The organism is Agrococcus sp. KRD186 (assembly GCF_017168255.1).
Taxonomy (GTDB): Bacteria; Actinomycetota; Actinomycetes; order Actinomycetales; family Microbacteriaceae; genus Agrococcus.
The window spans coordinates 66,881-84,743 of record NZ_JABFAP010000001.1 but is presented as its reverse complement, the minus strand read 5'-3'; the positions used below and the strand labels follow the sequence as shown (position 1 = coordinate 84,743).

The window sequence follows — 17,863 nt, the reverse complement described above, 5'->3', positions numbered from 1 at the left end:
GGCCCTCAGCGGCCGCGGTCCGCGCCCGAACGGCGGCTCTTCGATGCAAGCGAGCGTGTGGTCGCAACCCCCTCAGACTGCGATGCGACGATCTGATAGACGCGCTGCTTGCTGATGCCGACCGCCCGGCCGGCGTCAGCTGCGCTGAGTCCATAGCTCTTCGTGAGCTCGACGAGCGCGCTCCGCTTCTGCGCGGCAGCTGCGGCTTGCGCCGCTCGAGCGTCCGCTTCTGCCGCCATGCCTGCTGCCCAGGCAGCAAGCGCGTCGTCGATGCCGTGCACGTGCACGTCGATGTCAATGGTGTCGTCGTCGACTTCCAGCCATGCCGCTGCGCCACCGCGGGCCTCGCCGGCAATCTCTGCGAGCGATGCGGCCTGACCGCCGGTATCGAGCTCAGGGATCTCGAACACCCACCACCGTCCTTCGCGGTACGCGTTCACTCGGAGCGTTCGCTTCGTGGTCATGGTCTCGCCTCCTACTGCCTCTGCTTCGGGATCGGGACGCCCTTGTCCTTCAACTGATTGAGCACTCCTGCCGAGATTTCCTTGTGCCCGGTCGGGAGCAGGTGCTTGACGGACTCATCCGGCAGGCCCCAAACCTCGTGACTGCCCTTGGCATCTCGAAGGAACACCCAGCCCAATGACTTCAGATGCTTCGTCACATCCTTGGTCTTCTGGGGCTTCATCAGCGTAGTCTACTCCCCCTTGCCTGACAGGGCAATGCACCCTTGCCTTCCAGTCTCTTCGCCGAGCCGGAGTGACGGCCACCCATCTTGGCGATGTCGGTCTCCGCGCAGGAGTTCCGCCCTTGATGGTGCCGAAAATGCCGTCACCCTGAGCATGCCGACTCCGTTCTCCACACTTCTCGCGAGCCGTGCAGGTTCGATCGCGCGACCGCCAGCCACATGCAATGGTGCGTGCGCGTGGGTCAAGACCCAGCGTCGCCGCGAACGTCGTCGATCTCCAGATCAGCGATGCGGCTCGCTTCGCGCTCAGTCAGCGGCGGACGTCCCGGGGTCGTCGTCTGACGGCGGATATATTCCTCCGCCGCTGGGCGTTCCGGTAGCCAAGGCCAGTCCTCGTCCCGGGGACTGTGCGGCTCGATCGCACCATCTACGCCGAGTTCAAATCGCATCGCGTTTCGCAGAACGCCCAGCAAATCTCGTGCTCGCAACCACCCAAGATAGTCGTGAGAATTACACCAATGGCCGTGCCAAGCACGCCGAGACCACCAGCGATACCGACTGAAACGAGTTCTGGACTCACAATGCGACCCTACGTTGGTTGCGACGTCGAGAAACCACGTCCGTTCCGGCGCGACTCGGCGGCACGGCGCGACAGACCATCGAGACGCCAGCTCGTCGGCTCCTCTCGGGCGACGTCCCTCAGCGGCCGCGGTCCATCACCTTGCGCAGGTAGTGGATGCGGTCGCGCAGCTGCTGCATCGAGGCCTGCGCCACCGGCGGTCCGCCGCAGATGCGCCGCGACTCCGCGTGCACGAGCGCGTGCGCCTCACCGCGCCGCTTCGCGACGATCGCGACCAGCGAGTTGAGCAGCTGCCGCTCCTCGCGCATGTTGCGGTAGAGCGGCTCGGGCGCGGCCTCGCTCTGGGGCCGCTCGCGGATGCGCGCGGCCTGCCGCGCGTGCCGCCGCTTGAGCAGCTCGGAGACGTCCTCGGCGTCGAGCAGCCCGGGGATGCCGATGAAGTCGAGCTCCTCCTCGCTCGCGGGCTCGACAAGTTGCCCGAACTCGGCCTCGCCGAAGAGCACCCGGTCGAAGGTGGCGCTCGACTCGAGCGGCTCCCACGTGAACGGCGCCGGCTCGCGGTCGTCCTTGTCGCCCTGCTCCGCAGCGGCCATCAGGTCGTCGTCGAGCAGCTGGTCGTCGGCCTGCTCGCGATCGAGCGCGTGGTCGCGCTGCCGCTCGAGCTCGGCCGCGAGCGCCAGCAGCGGCGGCACGCTCGGCAGGAACACCGTGGCGATCTCGCCCCGTGTGCGCTTGCGCACGAAGCGCCCGATCAGCTGCGCGAAGAACAGCGGCGTCGACGAGCTGGTCGCGTAGACGCCCACCGCCAGCCGCGGCACGTCGACGCCCTCCGAGACCATCCGCACCGCGACCATCCAGCGGCTGTCGCCCTTCGAGAATGCGTCGATGCGGCTGGATGCGCCGGCGTCGTCCGAGAGCACGACCGTCGGCTCGTGGCCGGTGATGCCGCGCAGGATCTGCGCATACTGGCGCGCCTGTGCCTGGTCGGTCGCGACCACCAGGCCCCCCGCATCCGGAACCGCTTGCCGCACGTGCGTCAGGCGCACATCCGCACTCCTGAGCACCTGCTGGATCCACTCGCCGCCCGGGTCGAGCGCGGTGCGCCAGGCGCCGTTGGTGATGTCCTTCGTGTCGCCGTGGCCGAGCGTCGCCTTCATCTCGTCGCCCATCGAGGTGCGCCACGCCATCGTGCCGGCGTAGGCCATGAACACCACCGGGCGCACGACGTTGTCCTTCAGCGCCGCGTCGTAGCCGTAGGCGTAGTCGGTGCGGCTGAGGCGGATGCCGCGCTCGTCGCGCGCGTACTCGACGAACGGGATGGGCGAGGTGTCGCTGCGGAAGGGCGTGCCCGTCAGCGACAGCCGGCGGGTGGCGGGGCCGAACGCCTCGAGCACCGACTCGCCCCAGCTGAGCGCGTCGCCGGCGTGGTGCACCTCGTCGAGGATCACCAGGCTCGCGGCGCTGCGCGTGATGCGCTCGTGCACGGCTGCGCGGGCCGCGACCTGCGCGTAGGTCACGACGACGCCGTGGTACTGCCGCGGGTAGTCGCCGTCGGCGTTGGCGAAGTCGGGGTCGAGCCGGATGCCCGCCTTGTGGGCGGCGTCGGCCCACTGCTGCTTCAGGTGCTCGGTGGGGGCGACGACCGTGATGCGCTGGATCGTGCCGCGGCGCAGCAGCTCGCTCGCCAGGCGGAGCGCGAAGGTGGTCTTGCCTGCGCCCGGGGTGGCGGCGGCAAGGAAGTCGCGCGGCTCGGTGCGGAAGTACTGCTCGAGCGCCTCCTGCTGCCAGGCGCGCAGCGGTTGCACCGTGCCCCAGGCGGCGCGCTCCGGATAGGTCGGCGAGAGGTGGTCGACCGCCCAGGAACCGAAGTGCTCGTCGGCACGGGTCTGGGGCAGGGAGGTCACCGATCAAGGGTAGGTGAGCCCGGTGACGCGGCGCGCCGGGCCCGCGCGAATCTCAACGTGTCAGGTGCTGTTTCGCCGCGATAGTTGCAGCAAGCGAGCACCTGACACGTTGAGATCTGGGTCGGTCAGCCGAGCGTGATGCCGGGCACGAGCACCAGCAGGATGAGCAGCACCATCAGCGCCACGCCGGCGATGCCGACCCACGGCACACCGAGCTCCAGCTGCTCGCGGGGCGGGTGCAGGCGCAGCACGAAGAAGGTGAACATCGGCGCGAACACCCCGATCGCGATGATGCCGAACATCGACAGGAACGCCTCCATGAAGGGCAACTGCAGCACGGTTGCGGCGTAGATGACGACGAGCGCGAGCGTGCCGAACAGCCACGGCCACATGCCGAAGGCCATCATCTGCCGGGTGTCCTCGCCGGCGTACGCGGCCACGCGGGTGGCGAACAGGCGCGAGAGCCAGAGCATGCCGGCGGTGCCGAAGGCGAGTGAGATCAGCCCCACCCACCACGGCGCTCCCAGCAGCTCGAGCACCTTGCCGGTCTCGCCGGCGGGCGAGAGCAGCGCGATCATGCAGTAGCCGAAGCCGGCCTGGGCGCTCGTGAAGCCCAGCCACATCCAGAGCAGCCGCCAGAAGCCGCGGCCCCATCGGCGGGCTGCGAAGACGATGATGAGCCCGAACAGGATGCTGAAGATCGGCCCGGCAGCCGCGGTGGTGATCGCGGTCGCGTCGTCGGTCGAGGAGTTGCTCACCGATGTCGCGTGCAGCGTCGCCTCGTGCCCGAGCGCGAGCGCCGTGGCGAAGTGAGCGAGCTCGTGCAGCGTGACGGTCAGCGTGCCTGCCAGCACCAGCGCCACGGTCGAGTTGAGCAGCAGCAGCCGGTTGCGCGTGATCACATGGCGCACCCTACGTGATGGCCCTGAGCAGCCTATGCACGCCCTCGGCGCGTCGGCAGTCATCGGGATGCTCGCAGATCGCAGGCGGCACGCTTAGGCTGACCGCATGCACTACCTGCTCGGACTCGCAGCACTCGTCCTCGGCGCGCTCATCGCCACGCGCCGCACCCGGCCCACCTGGTTTGTCGTCCTGACCTGCGTGCTGGTCGCGATCGGCGCGCTGCTGGCCATCCTCAGCTACACCCGCGTGACCGACCCCATGGGGCTGCTCGCCAACAGCATCCTCGGCTGGGTGTTCGTGGGCCTGTCGATCATCACGATGCTCAGCGCGGTCTTCGTGCTCGAGCGCCGCGGCGAGCACGGCGAGGAGCTGCCGCCGCTGATCGGCGACAACCCCTTCGACGGCGACATCGATGACAGCGACGACCCCGCGCGCGGTCGCGGCTCCGCAGCTGCGGAAGCGGCGGTGCTGGGCGGCGCCGCCTCGGTCGGGGCAGCGGGCGCGGCGGCCGCCGGCTCGCCCGGCTACGCGGGCACCGGCGCGGCCGGCGCCGAGGCATATGCGGCGGATGTCGCCGACGAGCCCGCGCGCGAGGGCGCAGCGCCCGCGACCGATCCCGACTACGACGCCTGGACCGCGGCCGGCGAGCCGGAACGGCCCGCCGTCGCGGCAGACAGCGCCGCTGATCGGCCCGGTGCCAGCGAAGGCGCCGACGACGGCACCACCGTGGTCGGAGCCGACCCCGACCTGGCGACGCCGCCGGCCTCCACCGATGTCGATGCCGCGCCCGAGGGCACGGACGGCAACGCGACCGACGACCAGCTCGGCACCCAGCGGCCCTGACGCATCCGCTCGTCGTGGACGAGCAGCGCGACCGCCGACGCCGGCCGCGACCCCCGGACGCGACGACGCCCGCCGATCGACTCGGCGGGCGTCGTGCGTGGGGCGGGTGGCGTCAGGCCTTGTCCTCGCCCTTGGTGTCGATCTCCTCGGCGAAGGCGGGCGGCTCGTCGCGGCCGGCCGCCTCGTCGGCCTCGGCGTCGGCCGCGGTGGCCTGCACGATGCCTTGCGCGTGGTGGGTGGGCGCGTAGACCGTGTAGAGCTTCAGGGGCTCGCTGCCGGTGTTGATGATGTCGTGCCAGGTGCCGGCGGGAACCTGCACGCTCCAGCCGTCGATGACGTCCTGCTCGAAGGGCAGATCCTTCTCGGAGGGCCCCATCACGACCCGGCCCTGGCCGGCGTCGAGGCGGATGAACTGGTCGGTGCCGTGGTGCACCTCGAGGCCGATCGAGCTGCCGGGCTCGATCGACATGAGCACCACCTGCAGATGGGTGCCGCTCCAGGCGACCGTGCGGTAGTTCGAGTTCTCGCGCGAGGCGGTCTCGATGTCGAACGCGTTGCGCTGCGGGCCGTTGTCGTGGATGTCCATGCGTCGATCCTGCCCCCCGTACCTGAGCGGCGCCAGGGTGCGGGCGGGGTGCAGGCGGGTGGCGGGGGCCGCCGTGCGGCTGGACGGCGCAGTCAGCGCGAAGCAGGCAGCAGTGCCAGCCGCTGCCCGAGTGCGTCCGCCAATCGCAGCAATGTCGCTGCCGTTGGGTTGCCGATGCCACGTTCGATGCGACTGATCTCGGCCTGCTGAATCCCGGTCATGTGCGACAGTTGCGGCTGAGTGAGAGCACGAGCCTGACGGGCAGTCGCGATTGCAGCGCCGAGTTCGGCCCGATCGTTGACCTCAGCAATGAACTCAGCAGACGCCGCCTCATAGACGCGTCGGTCGTCCTCACGCCATCCCGCCTTGGCGCGCACGGCAAGCTCACCGAAGTCCTTCGTCATTGTTGCCCTCCTGACTAAGTGTTTTAGCACATACTCAATCGCTTCGGTGCCGTTGCTTCCACTGCGCGTGAAGCTTCCGCGCCGTCGCGATCTCTCTGCGTTGGCGTCGTTCAGAGGGGTCGACCCTCTTGTTGTAGCCGTGAAGGAGCAGGACGATCCGGTCTCCGTGAAATGCGCAGAAGACACGGAGGAGCGTGGCGCGGTCACCCTCGCTGCCCTGCGGCGGCGACAAGCCAGCACTCTTGAGGATCGTGCGCAACGACTTCCGCACCCGGAACTCGTACAAGCCGCCCCCAAGCGGCTTGCCCCAGTCCCCTGCGCAGATATCGATGCCGTGAACTCGCAGGACGTGCTCGATGGCGGCGACCAGCACTGCTTGATCGTAGGTCGGGAGTGCCAACAGGAAGCGCTCGAATGCCTCGCCCTCATACTCCACCGACCACATGGCCGTGCACCATGCCACGGTCGCTTCGATCTACGCAGCTGGTCTCTGGCTTGCTGTGGATAGCGTTGCTGCTGCGGACGAGAAAGAGCGGTCAGTAGAGCGCGGATCCTCCGCAGGTGCCGCGTCGTAGGTGAGCCAGCGCGTCTTCGTCGCGACGCGGTCGTAGAGGCGCTGGGCTGTGGTGTTGTCGTCGGCGGTGATCCAGCGCACGACCGAGGCGCCTTCCTCCACGGCGATCTGCTGCAGTCGCTCGATGAGCGCACGGCCGACGCCCTTGCCGCGGGCTGCCGGGTCGGCGAAGAGGTCGTCGAGGTAGATTCCGGTCTCCCCCACCGAGGGCCGCTCGAAGCGGCGCCAGTGCGCGATGCCGACGATCTCGCCGTCGACCTCGGCGACGAGACCCTCGACCTGGTGGCCGGCGCTCGTGATCCAGCCCCAGACGCGCTCGGCGACGGCCTCGTCGTGCGGGTTCTCGTAGAAGGTTCGGTAGCCGTGGAAAAGCTCCTCCCACCGCTGCCGGTCGTCGGCCACGACGGCGCGCACGCTGATCTCGCTCATGCGGTCACGTTAGTCGCGGCAGACGCGCGTGCTGTCGCTCACGTCTGAGACAGACGCACGGTGACGCCGCTGTGGTCGACGTCGGGCTCGACAGTGTCGAGGTAGTCGCGCACGATCAGCTGTCACGCAATTTGAATGCGGTCCTCACCGAATTCGACCTCGACACGAAGTTCGCCGCCAAGCGCTTGGACGTACCGTCGCAGTGTGTCGACCTGGGAGCGCTCGATGTCGCCTTGCTCGAGCCTGGACACCCGGTTCTGGCTCAGTTGCAATCGGCGGGCGAGCTCGACCTGAGTGAGGCCGGAAGCCTGTCGCAGTTCACGGAGCCGATACGCACGAATCTCACTTCGCATCTGTTGCTTGTGCGCATCAACGCGAGCGCGGTCAACCGGCCGCACTCGTTGCAGATCTTCAAGACTCATCGCCACGATTCCTCCTCAGTTGGGGCCGTCTTCCGCGAGCACTTCAAGTGCGGCATTGACCTGTTGGTAGCTGCCTTCGTCCAGCGAGAGCAACCACTCTTCGATCAAAGCAACGTCGACCGTCCAACCAGGCATCAGATTACATCCCTCATGTTGTACAATACAAGGGGTGTGAGCGTCGCCTGGCGCTCACAGCAACGAACGTTCATGCCGGCCGTGGAAGCCAGAGCGACGGGCGGCGCACGCGCGGGAGGTTGTGGGCGAGCAGGATGCGCTCGAGTCGCGTCGGATCGATCAGATCTGCCCAGACCCAGTGGGCGGTGTCATTCTCGACGCGCAGATCGTCTTCGCGGAACTTCTCCTGCGAGAGCGCCTGCTGCGGGGATCGCCCCTCCCCCTCCGCGATCCGGCCGTACTTCTCCAGGCCGTCGAACTCGCCGAGCAGCGGCCTCCGCAGTTCTGTCAGCTCCCAGCGGAAGTCAGGGAACCACTCCGCGCCACTGTTCCCGCGCACCGTCGGCTGCAGCTCCGGTACAGCGAAGCCGAGAAGGTGGATCACGACGCGGCTCCAGGATTCGCCGACCGACTCGGCGCGCGCATCGGCGAAGTCGATCGCAGCTTCCGCTCGGGCGCGACCGATCCGGCTCTGCCGCGCGAGCGCTGCCCTGATCTCGGCTTTGGTCGCGCGGCCCTCATGGAGTGCTGCATCGATCGCGGCGACAGCGACGCGCTGATCGCGATGACGGGCGACGTCGGCGAGCGCGTGGGGCAGCGCGACCACGCGCAGGTCGTTGACCTCAGTGACATCCACGGAATCCAGCTGCACCCGCGAGTGCTGCACCCCCGCTTTGTAGCCCGCCGTGCGCAGGTCGCCGGTGGTGAACACGCGATCGGGCTCCATGCCGTAGGGGATGCCGTGGATCGCGAGCGCCGACTCACGGGCGTACGTCGGCCTGCGGCGCACCTCCGCCACCGCTTCGATGCGCGCCAGATAGCGCACGCCGGGGATGGCGTCCTGGAGCTCGTCGACGCGGGCATAGACACCGCGCCGGATGCGCGCCAACGCCGGGTTCCGCTGCGGCACGCCCCGGGCATCCGCGCGCAGTTCGCTGGCGCTCTGCACCCGCACGCGGTGCTCCCAGATTCGAGTGTCGGATTCGCGCATGGGCGAAGAGTGCCCGACGCTCACCGTCGCGGTGGCCTCGGGATGCGGGCGCTGTGGAGAACTTCGCGACGAGGTCGGGCGCCCGCTGCAGCGGAGGCGAGATCTGGGACCCGTTGGAGATCAGGGGACCCGTTCTGGCAGAGGTCCGAGCGGCGGTGGACCCTTCCCGGATTGTGGGTCCCGTTCTGGCGGGTCCCTCAATCTCGCGGGGGTCCAGCTTCGAGGGGCCGGCGCGCGCGGGCGGGCGGCGAGCGGGCTGGCGGGGCGCGCGGGCGGCGAGCGGACCTGCCGCGCGGGTGCGGGAGAATGGCGGGATGCGCATCGAGTATCCGGCCGAGCTTCCGGTCAGCGAGGCGCGCGACGAGATCATGGCGGCGATCAAGGCCAACCAGGTGGTGATCGTCGCGGGCGCCACCGGCTCGGGCAAGACCACCCAGCTGCCGAAGATGCTGCTCGAGCTCGGCCGCGAGAGCATCGGCCACACGCAGCCGCGCAGGCTCGCGGCCCGCACGATCGCCGAGCGGCTGGCTGAAGAGCTGCACGTCGAGATGGGCAGCGAGGTCGGCTACAAGGTGCGCTTCACCGACCAGGTGAGCAAGGCCACCCGCATCAAGGTGATGACCGACGGCATCCTGTTGGCCGAGATGCACCGCGACCGCGACCTCAAGGCGTACGACGCGATCGTCATCGACGAGGCGCACGAGCGCAGCCTCACGATCGACTTCCTGATCGGCTACCTGAAGCGCCTGCTCCCCCGCCGCCCAGACCTCAAGGTGATCGTCACGAGCGCGACGATCGACCCGGAGTCGTTCTCGAAGCACTTCGATGACGCCCCGATCATCGAGGTGTCGGGGCGCACGTTCCCGGTCGACATCCGCTACCGGCCGCTGGTCGCCGAGGCCATGGATGCCGATGATGATGGCGAGGCGGATGAGCCGGATGTAGACCTCGACCCGGTCGAGGGCATCGCGGCGGCGCTCAGGGAGATCGAGCGCGACGACGCGGGCGACGTGCTGGTGTTCCTGCCCAGCGAGGCCGACATCCGCGACGCGCAGGACCAGCTGGCCGGCCGGCTCGGCCAGCACACCGAGATCCTGCCGCTGTACGGCCGCCTGAGCGCCGCCGACCAGCACCGGGTGTTCGAGCAGAGCAGCCGCCCCGGTGTGCGGCGTCGGGTCGTGCTCGCCACCAATGTGGCGGAGACGAGCCTGACTGTGCCGGGCATCCGTCATGTCATCGACACGGGGACCGCGCGCATCTCGCGCTACTCGGCCCGCTCGAAGGTGCAGCGGCTGCCGATCGAGGCGATCAGCCAGGCGAGCGCGAACCAGCGCTCGGGGCGTGCGGGGCGCGTGGCGCCGGGCATCGCGATCAGGCTCTACTCGGAGGCCGACTTCGACAAGCGGCCGGAGTTCACCGACCCCGAGATCCTGCGCACGAACCTCGCGGCGGTCATCCTGCAGGCGGCGTCGCTCGGGCTCGGGCCGCTGGCGGAGTTCCCGTTCCTGCAGCCGCCCGCGGCCCGCGACATCAAGGACGGCAACGACCTGCTGCTCGAACTCGGCGCGATGGGCAAGTCGGGGGCGATCACGAAGATCGGCCGCGAGCTCGCGCGGCTGCCCGTCGACCCGAGATTCGGGCGGATGGCCGTGGCCGGCCGGGATGCGGACGTCGCGCACGAGGTCATCGCGATCGTCGCGGGGCTGACCATTCAGGACCCGCGGGAGCGACCGCTCGAGCGGCGCGAGGAGGCGGACCGGCTGCACGCGCGCTTCGCCGACCCGACCAGTGACTTCCTGTCGCTGCTGGCGCTGTGGCGGTACCTGCAGGAGCAGCAGGCGGCGCTGTCGGGCAGCGCGTTCCGGCGGCTGTGCAAGCGGGAGCACCTCAACTTCCTGCGCGTGCGCGAGTGGCAGGACGTGGTGCGGCAGCTGACGAAGGCGTTGGGGTTGAGGCGGGAGAAGGAGGCGGTTCGGTCGTCGAGTAGCGCCGGAGGTGTGTATCGAGACGCGGCGGGGGTGGGTCTCGATACCCCGGCTGCGCCGGCTACTCGACCAGCGGAGGATGTGGCGGTCGACGGCCCGCAGGTCGAGGAGCGCGCGGCCGCAGGCCGCACGCGTCACGAGACCAACGCACACCGGTCTCGTGACGCGTCGTCGCTGCGCGGCGGCGCTCCTCGACCTACGGAGGGGGTCGACGCCGTCGCCGTGCACAAGGCGCTGCTCGCGGGGCTGCTCGGCCGCATCGGCGTGATCGACGAGACGGGTAAGGCGCAGCAGGCGCGGCCCGGCGAGAGCAAGCGCCAGCACGAGCGCCGCACCCGGCAGCGCGCCGAGTACCTCGGCGCGCGCGGCGCGAGGTTCCAGATCTTCCCCGGTTCCGCGCTGGCGAAGCAGCCCCCCAGAGCGGTCATGGCCGCCGAGCTCGTGGAGACGAGCCGCCTCTTCGCCCGCACCGTCGCATCCGTCGACCTCGCCTGGGCCGAGCCGCTCGCGGGCGAGCTGGCGAAGCGGCAGGTGAGCGAGCCGCACTGGGAGCGCAAGCAGGGCGCGGTGGTGGCGTACGAGAAGGTGACGCTGTTCGGGGTGCCGATCGTCGAGCGCCGCCGCATCCAGTACGCGCGCGTCGACGCCGAGCACGCGCGCGAGCTCTTCATCAGGCACGCGCTCGTCGAGGGCGAGTGGGACAGCCCGCAGGAGTTCGACCGCAAGAACCGCGAGCTGCGGCGCGAGATCGAACGGCTCGAGGAGCGCCAGCGGCGCCGCGACCTGCTGGTGGGCGACGAGGCGGTGTTCGAGTTCTTCGAGGCGCGCATCCCCGCCGATGTCGCGAGCACCCGCACCTTCGAGGGCTGGTGGCGCACGGCGCGCGAGGAGACGCCAGAGCTGCTGACGATGACGCGCGAGGACCTCACGGGCGAGGATGCGAGGGTCGACCACGAGCAGTTCCCCACCAAGTGGGTGCAGGGCGAGCAGCGGCTGCGGCTCAGCTACCGCTTCGAGCCCGGCACCGCCGACGACGGGCTCACGGTGCACGTGCCGCTCGCAGTGCTGCCCAGGCTCAGCGAGGCCGGCTTCGACTGGCTCGTGCCGGGCATGCGCGAGGAGCTGCTGACGGCCATGATCAAGAGCCTGCCCAAGCACATCCGCAAGCACGTGGTGCCGGCGGCCGACTGGGCGCGCAGCATGCTGGCCGAGCTGCCGGCGCAGCCGGGCACGAGCGCGGGCGGCGGCCAGGGCGGCGGCCAGCCCGGTGGCGGCCAGGGCGGCACCCAGACTGGCAGCAGCAGCCAGCAGCCCCGCTCCCTCGCCGAGGTGCTCGCCGCGCGGGTCAGCCGCACCGCCTACGTGCAGGCGGCCGGCACCGACGTCGACTGGGGACGCATCCCCGAGCACCTCAAGCCCACCTTCGCGGTGGAGGATGCCCGTGGCCGCCGGCTCGGGCAGGGCAAGGACCTCGAGGCGCTCAAGCGGCGCTTCGGCCAGCAGGCGACGGCGCAGGTGGCGAAGGCCGCGGTGAGGGTGACGAGCGACCTCGAGCGCGACGAGGTGGCCGGCTTCGACACCGACCTGCCCACCCACATCGACGTCAAGCAGGGCGGCAACACCGTGCGCGCCTACCCGGGCTACGCCGTCACCGGCAAGGGCAGGGTGGGCATCCGGCTCGCGTCGACGAGCGAGGCGCAGCAGCGCGATCAGCGGGCGGCGGTGCGGCAGCTGCTGCTAGCGCAGGTCAAGAGCCCGGCGCCCTACGTGCAGGCGAACCTGACCGGCGCCGAGAAGCTGGCGCTGGGCGCGAGCCCGTACGCCTCGACCGATCGGCTCTTCGACGACCTGATGCTCGCGATCATCGATGCGGAGATGGCGGATGCGGTGCCCGCGACCGCGGCCGAGTTCGGCTCGGTGCGCGGTCGGGTGGAGGCGGGGCTCGTCGACCGGATGTTCGCGCTGGCGAGCCAGGTGGCGCGCATCCTCACCGCCGCCCGGAACGCTGACAAGGCCATTCGCGAGGGCGCGAGCCTCGCGCACATGGCGGCGCTCGCCGACGCCCGCGCGCACCTCGAGCAGCTCGTCTTCGACGGCTTCGTCAGCCGCACGGGGCTCGAGCGGCTGCCGCGGCTGGAGGTCTACGTGCGCGCGATCGTGCACCGCGCGGGGCGGCTGCCCGAGACCGCCAACCGCGACCGCACCTGGATGACCGAGGTCGAGCAGGCCACCGCGCTGTACACCGCCGCGGGCGGCGCGCTGCCGCTGCAGGAGGGGGCGGCGGATGCGCTGGTCGCCGCCCGCTGGATGCTCGAGGAGCTGCGCGTCAGCCTCTTCGCGCAGCAGTTCGGCACCTCCGGCCCCGTCAGCCTGCAGCGCATCCGCAAGACGCTGACCGCCTGATCGCTCAGCAGTGCGTGGAGGTCGCGACCGCCGCGCGGGCAACAGGCTTCCGCGCGGGCAATAGCCTGGAGGCACCATGGATGAGAACCGCTACGGCCCCAGCTTCCAGCGCAACGCGCTCGCCCCCAGCATCATCGCCGCGCTCGCGCTGGTCGCCGCGCAGCTGTGGCTGGCGGGTGCATGGGATGAGCTGCTGCGATACGTCATCTCGATCCTGGCGCTCATCGTCGGCTGGTTCGCCGTCCAGGCGAAGCACTGGTGGTGGGTGCCGGTGTTCCTCGCGATCGCGGTGATCTGGAACCCGGTCGTGCCGTTCACGTGGGAGGGCGAGGCGCTCACCGCGTTCTGGTTCTGGGGCCACGTGGTCGCCGCCGCCCTGTTCGTGCTGGCCGGCTTCCTGATCAAGTCGCCGCGGGAGGACTGACCGCGCTGCGGGGACCAACGCGCCTCCGCTGCGGCAACGCATCCGCCCCTTAGGATCGCCTGGTGCGCGCATACGCCGAGGTGCTGAGGGTTCCGGGGCTGGCGCGCATCATCTTCAGCCAGCTGATCGCCCGCTTCCCCGCGGGCATGATGTCGCTGGGCATCCTCATGCACATGGAGCACCTGCACGGCTCCTACAGCGCCGCCGGCCTCGTGCTGGCCGCCTTCTCGGTCGGCATGGCCACCGCCGGGCCGTTCATCACCCGGCTGCTGTCGCGCTTCGGCACCCTCACCGTGCTGCTGGTGACGGCGGCGATCTCGGCTGCGGCGCTGCTGCTGCTGGCCACGCAGGCGGTGCCGCTGTGGGTCGATCTGCTGGCCGGCATCGTCGCGGGCGCGGCCACGCCGCCGGTGACGCCGACGGTGCGCACGCTCTACCCGCGCATGGTGCCGCAGCGGCTGCTGTCGCCGCTGTTCTCGTTCGATGCGGCGCTGCAGGAGATCATCTGGGTGTTCGGCCCCGTGCTGGTCGTCTCGCTCGTGGCGTTCGCCGGCACCGGGGCGACGCTGCTGGTGACGATCGCCATCCAGTTCTTCGGCGCCGTGCTGTTCGTCATCAACCCCGAGGTGCGCCGGCTGCGCATCCCGCCGACCACCCGCAGGCTCGGCCAGGTGCTGGGCAAGCCCCCGGTGCTGCTGTCGGTCGTGGTCTCGGCGATGTTCATCGGCGGCTTCTCGGCGGTCGAGGCGGGCGTGGTCGGCACCTTCGGAGAGGGCGCGCTCGAGGCCGGCATCGTGCTGGCGGTCTCGGCGATCGGTTCGCTGGTCGGCGGCTTCGCCGTCGGCAGCCGCGGCATCGCGCCCTGGTCGGTCGCCATCCGGCTGACGGTGGTGCTGGCGGGCATGGTGATCGCGCTGCCGATGACCGAGGCGTTCGGCCTCTCGATCGCGCTGTTCATCGCCGGCCTCGGCACCGCGCCAGCGCTCGCGGCGTTCTCGGCGATCATCGCGGGCACCGTGAAGTTCGCCGACACCCCAGAGGCCTACGCCTGGATCGGCACCGGCCAGCTGCTCGGCGCGGCCGTCGGCTCGGCGCTCGCGGGTGTCTTCATCGATGCGGTCGGCGGTGTCGGCGGCGTCTGGGTGGGCGCGGTGATGGTGGCGATCGCGGCCGCCATCGCGGCTGTCTTCCGCCGCCACCAGCCCGACCTCCGGCACGGCATCGGCGACCCGCCCGACACGGCGCCGGTCGAGCTGCCGCGCTGAGCCACGCGGGCCACAGGTATACGGCGCGTTGCTCCTGATGGGCGCCGGAGAGAGCGAATCGCCGTATACCTGCGAGCCGAGGCGGCGCGAAGGGTGCGTTTCGAGGGGCCAACCGCGCCGCATGCGCCCGCTCGCTCGGGCTCGGCTGCGCGAAGCGGCGCACTGGGCACGCTTCGTGCCGCAATCCGCGCCCTCTGCGTCACCTCGGGTGGGCGTGGCGGGACGGGCGTAGCGTGGCGGCATGAGCGAGCTTCGCGAGCGCCTCCGCGCGCTGCCCACGTTCCCCGAGACCATGCCGAGCCTCGACCCCGAGGGGGTGCCGACGCATCCGCTCGCGCTCTTCACCGCGTGGCTCGACGACGCGATCGCCAGCGGCGAGCGGCAGCCGAGCGCCTTCACGCTGAGCACCATCGGCGACGACGGCGCTCCGGCGAGCCGCACGCTCATCGTCAAGGACGTCGACGAGCGCGGCCTGCAGTTCTCTTCGAACCGCGGCTCGCGCAAGGGGCAGGAGCTCGAGGCGCGCCCGGTCGCGACCGCGCTGTTCTTCTGGCGCGAGCTCGGCCGCCAGGTGGAGGTGTCGGGCTTCGTCAGCGAGATGGGGGCGGATGCGTCTGCCGCAGACTGGCGGGAACGCCCCAGCTTCTCCGGCGAGCCCAACCCCGACTGGGTGCTGTGGGCGCTGGATCCGACGCGGTGCGTGTTCCTGCAGGCGACGCTCGACCGCAAGCACGTGCGGGTCGAGTATCTGCGCGGCGGCGACGGCTGGGAGCACCAGCAGCCGACGACGACTGCCGGCTGAAGCGTTCCGTCGTATCAGATTCCCTGGTCTAGCGCGATGACGGCGACGTACAACACGGGGCCGGGGGAAGTGCGCCAGAAGACCATGTACTGAGTGCCAGGAACTTTTGAACCCCACAGGTCCAGGCTCGAGACAAAGTTGGACCAGTTGGCATGCTTGGCCTCGTCGGCGTCCTCAAGGATGCGATCCAGTACTTCCCAAAGACGCTCGTACTCGGGACCTGAGGCGGCGTAGAACTGCTCTTCGACGGCTAGAGCGTCTGCTGCGAACTCGACATCCATGCAACCAGCTTATCACCCTGGGGTAATCTGGCATTAACCAACTTGCCTTGTTGCCCCATCGTGCGTTACATTTGTACCACCCAAACGTGGCACGGGAGGAGCAGTCATGACACTCGTACACACTGACGACCGTAGGCGTGTCAGCCTCGGCAAGGCCCTTGAGGCAAACCGGGATTACCGCGTGTCGGTCAGCCCGCACGGCACAGTGACACTTGAGCCCGTGACAACCATCTCCGACTACGAACGCAGCATTCTTGCCAACAGCGCGCTGATGTCGCGACTCGAAGCCGCCGCTGCAGACATCGATCGTGGCGCCACGACTCCGGTCTCGCGCCGCCCGCGTAAGACTCGCAGCGAAGCCTGATGACCTGCGGTTAACTCCGCTGGCTTGAACCGCCCAGGCCGAGCTCGCCCGCGAGCGCCTCCAGGTGCGGCAGCGGGTCGACGCGGCGCGGCAGCACCTGCACGCAGACGTGGTCGGCGCCGGCGTCGAGGTGTCCCTGCACGGCGGCTGCCAGCTCGGCCGGGGTGCCGTGCGGTGCGAGCGCGTCGACGGCTGCATCGGTCGCCCCGTCGTCGAGCTCGGCTGCGGTGAAGCCGTGCGATTCGAGCGTGCGGCGGTAGTTCGACAGCGCCAGGTAGCCGTCCAGGAAGCCGCGGCCGGTCTCGCGCGCCGCCGTCGCATCGGTGCCGGGCACCAGCCGCTGCTCGGGTGCGAGCAACGGCCCCTCACCCAGCCGCTCGCGCGCGAAGCGCGTGTGCTCTGGCGTGGTCATGTACGGATGCGTGCCGGCCGAGCGCTCGGCGGCGAGCCGCAGCGTGCGCGGCCCGAGCGCCGAGATGATGCGCCGCGACGCGGGCACGCCCTCGGCGTCGAGCACGTCGAGGTAGTCGACGAGCGCCGCGAAGGGCTTGCGGTAGTCGTCGTTGCGCTCGCGGTGGCCGATGCCCACGCCCAGCAGGAAGCGGCCCGGGTACGTCTGCTCGAGCCGGTGGAAGGAGGCGGCGACCTCGGTAGCCGGCGCGGTCCAGATGTTCACGATCCCGGTGGCGATCGTCACGCGCTCGGTCGCATCGAGCAGCTGCTCGGCGATGGCGAGGTCGGCGTCGGGGGATCCGCCGATCCAGATCGTGCCGTAGCCGAGCTGCTCGACGCCGGCGGCCATCTCGGGCGTGAGCAGGTCGGCGCTGCGCCAGAATCCGAGGCGGCCGAGGTCGGGTGTGACGGCAGATGAGGTCGGCAAGGTGCTTCCAATCGTCGGGCGGTGCGAGCAAGAGGGCACCCCCAACGTATCGGCGGTCGCCGGTCGCACCACGCCTGACACAATCGACGCATGCCCTCCACCCTCGAGCTCAACGATGGCAGCGCCATCCCCGCGCTCGGCTTCGGGCTCTACAAGGTGTCGCTCGAAGAGACCGAGCGGGTCGTGACCGCCGGCCTCGACGCCGGCTACCGGCTCATCGACGGCGCCGAGTTCTACGGCAACGAGCGCGAGGTCGGCGCGGCGATCGCCCAGGCGGCCGACCGCGGCATCGCCCGCGACGAGCTCACGCTCACGAGCAAGTTCTGGGGCGACCCCGAGCAGAGCCCCGCGGCAGCCCGCACAGCGTTCGAGGCCACCGAGCGCAACCTCTGCACCAACGTCGACGTCTACATGATCCACTGGCCGCGCCCGGCCCGCGGGCAGTTCGTCGACGTCTGGCGCGAGCTCATCGCGCTGCAGCGGGAGGGCCGCGTGCGCTCGATCGGCGTCAGCAACTTCACGCAGGCTCACATCCAGCGCCTCATCGACGAGACCGGCGTCGTGCCCGCGATCAACCAGGTCGAGTCGCACCCGTGGCTGCCGCAGCACGAGCTCCGCGCGTTCCACAGCGTCAACGGCATCGTCACGCAGGCGTGGAGCCCGCTCGGCCGCGCCCGCATCCTCGACGACCCTACGATCAAGAAGATCGCCGAGGCTCACAAGATCTCCCCCGCCCAGGCGATCATCCGCTGGCATCTGCAGCTCGGGGGCGCCCTCATTCCCAAGTCGACGCATCCGCATCGCCTCGCGCAGAACCTCGACATCGACGGCTTCGCCCTCAGCGACGACGACATGGCGCGCATCGCGGCCCTCGAGACCGGTGAGCGCACCGGCACGCACCCCGACGACCGCCAGTGAACGCAGAAGCAGTGAGCCCCGTGAGCGACCCAGCCCAGCCCGAGAC

19 protein-coding genes are annotated in these 17,863 nt (G+C 70.1%); 7 read left to right on the top strand and 12 right to left on the bottom strand.

Going from position 1 to position 17,863, the window contains the following annotated elements; genetic code table 11:
* Positions 1–5 precede the first annotated feature (5 nt).
* The 4 genes from J1M46_RS00460 to J1M46_RS00445 all read right to left on the bottom strand — a co-directional run bounded on the left by J1M46_RS00460 (position 6) and on the right by J1M46_RS00445 (position 4,071).
* A complete protein-coding gene (locus J1M46_RS00460) occupies positions 6–464 on the bottom strand; it encodes a hypothetical protein (protein ID WP_206445875.1) in 459 nt (152 codons plus the stop codon).
* 11 nt (positions 465–475) lie between these two features.
* Positions 476–685 carry a type II toxin-antitoxin system HicA family toxin gene (locus J1M46_RS00455; protein ID WP_206445866.1) on the bottom strand — a complete coding sequence of 70 codons (210 nt, stop codon included), beginning with the start codon at positions 683–685 and terminating at the stop codon, positions 476–478.
* 699 nt (positions 686–1,384) lie between these two features.
* Positions 1,385–3,169 carry a DEAD/DEAH box helicase gene (locus J1M46_RS00450; protein WP_342384205.1) on the bottom strand — a complete coding sequence of 595 codons (1,785 nt, stop codon included), beginning with the start codon at positions 3,167–3,169 and terminating at the stop codon, positions 1,385–1,387.
* Positions 3,170–3,294: 125 nt separating this feature from the next.
* Positions 3,295–4,071: a hypothetical protein gene (locus tag J1M46_RS00445; RefSeq protein WP_206445864.1), complete on the bottom strand. Its 777-nt coding sequence runs from the start codon at positions 4,069–4,071 to the stop codon at positions 3,295–3,297.
* A gap of 106 nt (positions 4,072–4,177) precedes the next feature.
* On the opposite strand from J1M46_RS00445, the gene J1M46_RS00440 reads away from it, so the two are divergent.
* Positions 4,178–4,915, top strand: a complete 738-nt coding sequence (locus tag J1M46_RS00440; RefSeq protein WP_206445856.1) for a hypothetical protein — start codon at positions 4,178–4,180, stop codon at positions 4,913–4,915.
* A 112-nt stretch (positions 4,916–5,027) separates the two neighbouring features.
* Here J1M46_RS00440 and J1M46_RS00435 read toward each other — a convergent pair whose 3' ends face one another.
* From J1M46_RS00435 to J1M46_RS00410, 6 genes are all read right to left on the bottom strand, one after another.
* Entirely contained in the window at positions 5,028–5,501 is a 474-nt protein-coding gene (locus J1M46_RS00435; RefSeq protein WP_206445854.1) for a cupin domain-containing protein, read from the bottom strand.
* Positions 5,502–5,593: 92 nt separating this feature from the next.
* Entirely contained in the window at positions 5,594–5,905 is a 312-nt protein-coding gene (locus J1M46_RS00430) for a helix-turn-helix domain-containing protein (RefSeq protein ID WP_206445852.1), read from the bottom strand.
* Between the two features lie 34 nt (positions 5,906–5,939).
* Positions 5,940–6,341, bottom strand: coding sequence for a hypothetical protein (locus tag J1M46_RS00425; protein WP_206445850.1), 402 nt, complete (start codon positions 6,339–6,341; stop codon positions 5,940–5,942).
* A gap of 39 nt (positions 6,342–6,380) precedes the next feature.
* On the bottom strand, positions 6,381–6,908 hold the full coding sequence (locus tag J1M46_RS00420; RefSeq protein ID WP_206445848.1) for a GNAT family N-acetyltransferase: 528 nt from the start codon (positions 6,906–6,908) through the stop codon (positions 6,381–6,383).
* Positions 6,909–7,030: 122 nt separating this feature from the next.
* Entirely contained in the window at positions 7,031–7,330 is a 300-nt protein-coding gene (locus J1M46_RS00415; RefSeq protein WP_241248964.1) for a helix-turn-helix domain-containing protein, read from the bottom strand.
* Between the two features lie 205 nt (positions 7,331–7,535).
* The gene (locus J1M46_RS00410) at positions 7,536–8,495 is read right to left on the bottom strand and encodes a hypothetical protein (protein WP_206445836.1); all 960 of its coding nucleotides are present in this window, start codon (positions 8,493–8,495) and stop codon (positions 7,536–7,538) included.
* Between the two features lie 314 nt (positions 8,496–8,809).
* Here J1M46_RS00410 and hrpA point away from each other — a divergent pair, with 314 nt between their 5' ends.
* The 4 genes from hrpA (at position 8,810) to J1M46_RS00390 (ending at position 15,374) form a co-directional block, all read left to right on the top strand.
* Complete coding sequence (gene hrpA / locus J1M46_RS00405; protein ID WP_206445834.1) at positions 8,810–12,883, top strand: ATP-dependent RNA helicase HrpA; 4,074 nt, start codon at positions 8,810–8,812, stop codon at positions 12,881–12,883.
* A gap of 76 nt (positions 12,884–12,959) precedes the next feature.
* Positions 12,960–13,307 carry a DUF6804 family protein gene (locus J1M46_RS00400; RefSeq protein WP_206445826.1) on the top strand — a complete coding sequence of 116 codons (348 nt, stop codon included), beginning with the start codon at positions 12,960–12,962 and terminating at the stop codon, positions 13,305–13,307.
* Positions 13,308–13,369: 62 nt separating this feature from the next.
* Positions 13,370–14,572, top strand: a complete 1,203-nt coding sequence (locus tag J1M46_RS00395) for an MFS transporter (protein ID WP_206445824.1) — start codon at positions 13,370–13,372, stop codon at positions 14,570–14,572.
* 241 nt (positions 14,573–14,813) lie between these two features.
* Positions 14,814–15,374, top strand: a complete 561-nt coding sequence (locus tag J1M46_RS00390; RefSeq protein ID WP_206445822.1) for a pyridoxine/pyridoxamine 5'-phosphate oxidase — start codon at positions 14,814–14,816, stop codon at positions 15,372–15,374.
* Positions 15,375–15,388: 14 nt separating this feature from the next.
* On the opposite strand, the gene J1M46_RS00385 is transcribed toward J1M46_RS00390, so the two are convergent.
* The gene (locus J1M46_RS00385) at positions 15,389–15,655 is read right to left on the bottom strand and encodes a hypothetical protein (protein ID WP_206445800.1); all 267 of its coding nucleotides are present in this window, start codon (positions 15,653–15,655) and stop codon (positions 15,389–15,391) included.
* A gap of 220 nt (positions 15,656–15,875) precedes the next feature.
* Here J1M46_RS00385 and J1M46_RS00380 point away from each other — a divergent pair, with 220 nt between their 5' ends.
* Positions 15,876–16,019: a hypothetical protein gene (locus J1M46_RS00380; protein WP_206445798.1), complete on the top strand. Its 144-nt coding sequence runs from the start codon at positions 15,876–15,878 to the stop codon at positions 16,017–16,019.
* Between the two features lie 10 nt (positions 16,020–16,029).
* Here the strand turns inward: J1M46_RS00380 and J1M46_RS00375 are convergent, their stop codons facing one another.
* Entirely contained in the window at positions 16,030–16,899 is an 870-nt protein-coding gene (locus J1M46_RS00375; RefSeq protein ID WP_206445796.1) for an LLM class F420-dependent oxidoreductase, read from the bottom strand.
* Positions 16,900–16,989: 90 nt separating this feature from the next.
* Here J1M46_RS00375 and J1M46_RS00370 point away from each other — a divergent pair, with 90 nt between their 5' ends.
* On the top strand, positions 16,990–17,817 hold the full coding sequence (locus J1M46_RS00370; RefSeq protein ID WP_206445794.1) for an aldo/keto reductase: 828 nt from the start codon (positions 16,990–16,992) through the stop codon (positions 17,815–17,817).
* Positions 17,818–17,863: the final 46 nt, after the last annotated feature.

Excerpts from the sequence above, each read along its gene's own strand:
- J1M46_RS00460 (WP_206445875.1), bottom strand. The coding sequence starts at position 464 with ATGACCACGAAGCGAACGCTCCGAGTGAACGCGTACCGCGAAGGACGG.
- J1M46_RS00455 (WP_206445866.1), bottom strand. The coding sequence starts at position 685 with ATGAAGCCCCAGAAGACCAAGGATGTGACGAAGCATCTGAAGTCATTG.
- J1M46_RS00440 (WP_206445856.1), top strand. The coding sequence starts at position 4,178 with ATGCACTACCTGCTCGGACTCGCAGCACTCGTCCTCGGCGCGCTCATC.
- J1M46_RS00435 (WP_206445854.1), bottom strand. The coding sequence starts at position 5,501 with ATGGACATCCACGACAACGGCCCGCAGCGCAACGCGTTCGACATCGAG.
- J1M46_RS00430 (WP_206445852.1), bottom strand. The coding sequence starts at position 5,905 with ATGACGAAGGACTTCGGTGAGCTTGCCGTGCGCGCCAAGGCGGGATGG.
- J1M46_RS00420 (WP_206445848.1), bottom strand. The coding sequence starts at position 6,908 with ATGAGCGAGATCAGCGTGCGCGCCGTCGTGGCCGACGACCGGCAGCGG.
- J1M46_RS00415 (WP_241248964.1), bottom strand. The coding sequence starts at position 7,330 with ATGAGTCTTGAAGATCTGCAACGAGTGCGGCCGGTTGACCGCGCTCGC.
- J1M46_RS00410 (WP_206445836.1), bottom strand. The coding sequence starts at position 8,495 with ATGCGCGAATCCGACACTCGAATCTGGGAGCACCGCGTGCGGGTGCAG.
- hrpA (WP_206445834.1), top strand. The coding sequence starts at position 8,810 with ATGCGCATCGAGTATCCGGCCGAGCTTCCGGTCAGCGAGGCGCGCGAC.
- J1M46_RS00400 (WP_206445826.1), top strand. The coding sequence starts at position 12,960 with ATGGATGAGAACCGCTACGGCCCCAGCTTCCAGCGCAACGCGCTCGCC.
- J1M46_RS00390 (WP_206445822.1), top strand. The coding sequence starts at position 14,814 with ATGAGCGAGCTTCGCGAGCGCCTCCGCGCGCTGCCCACGTTCCCCGAG.
- J1M46_RS00385 (WP_206445800.1), bottom strand. The coding sequence starts at position 15,655 with ATGGATGTCGAGTTCGCAGCAGACGCTCTAGCCGTCGAAGAGCAGTTC.
- J1M46_RS00370 (WP_206445794.1), top strand. The coding sequence starts at position 16,990 with ATGCCCTCCACCCTCGAGCTCAACGATGGCAGCGCCATCCCCGCGCTC.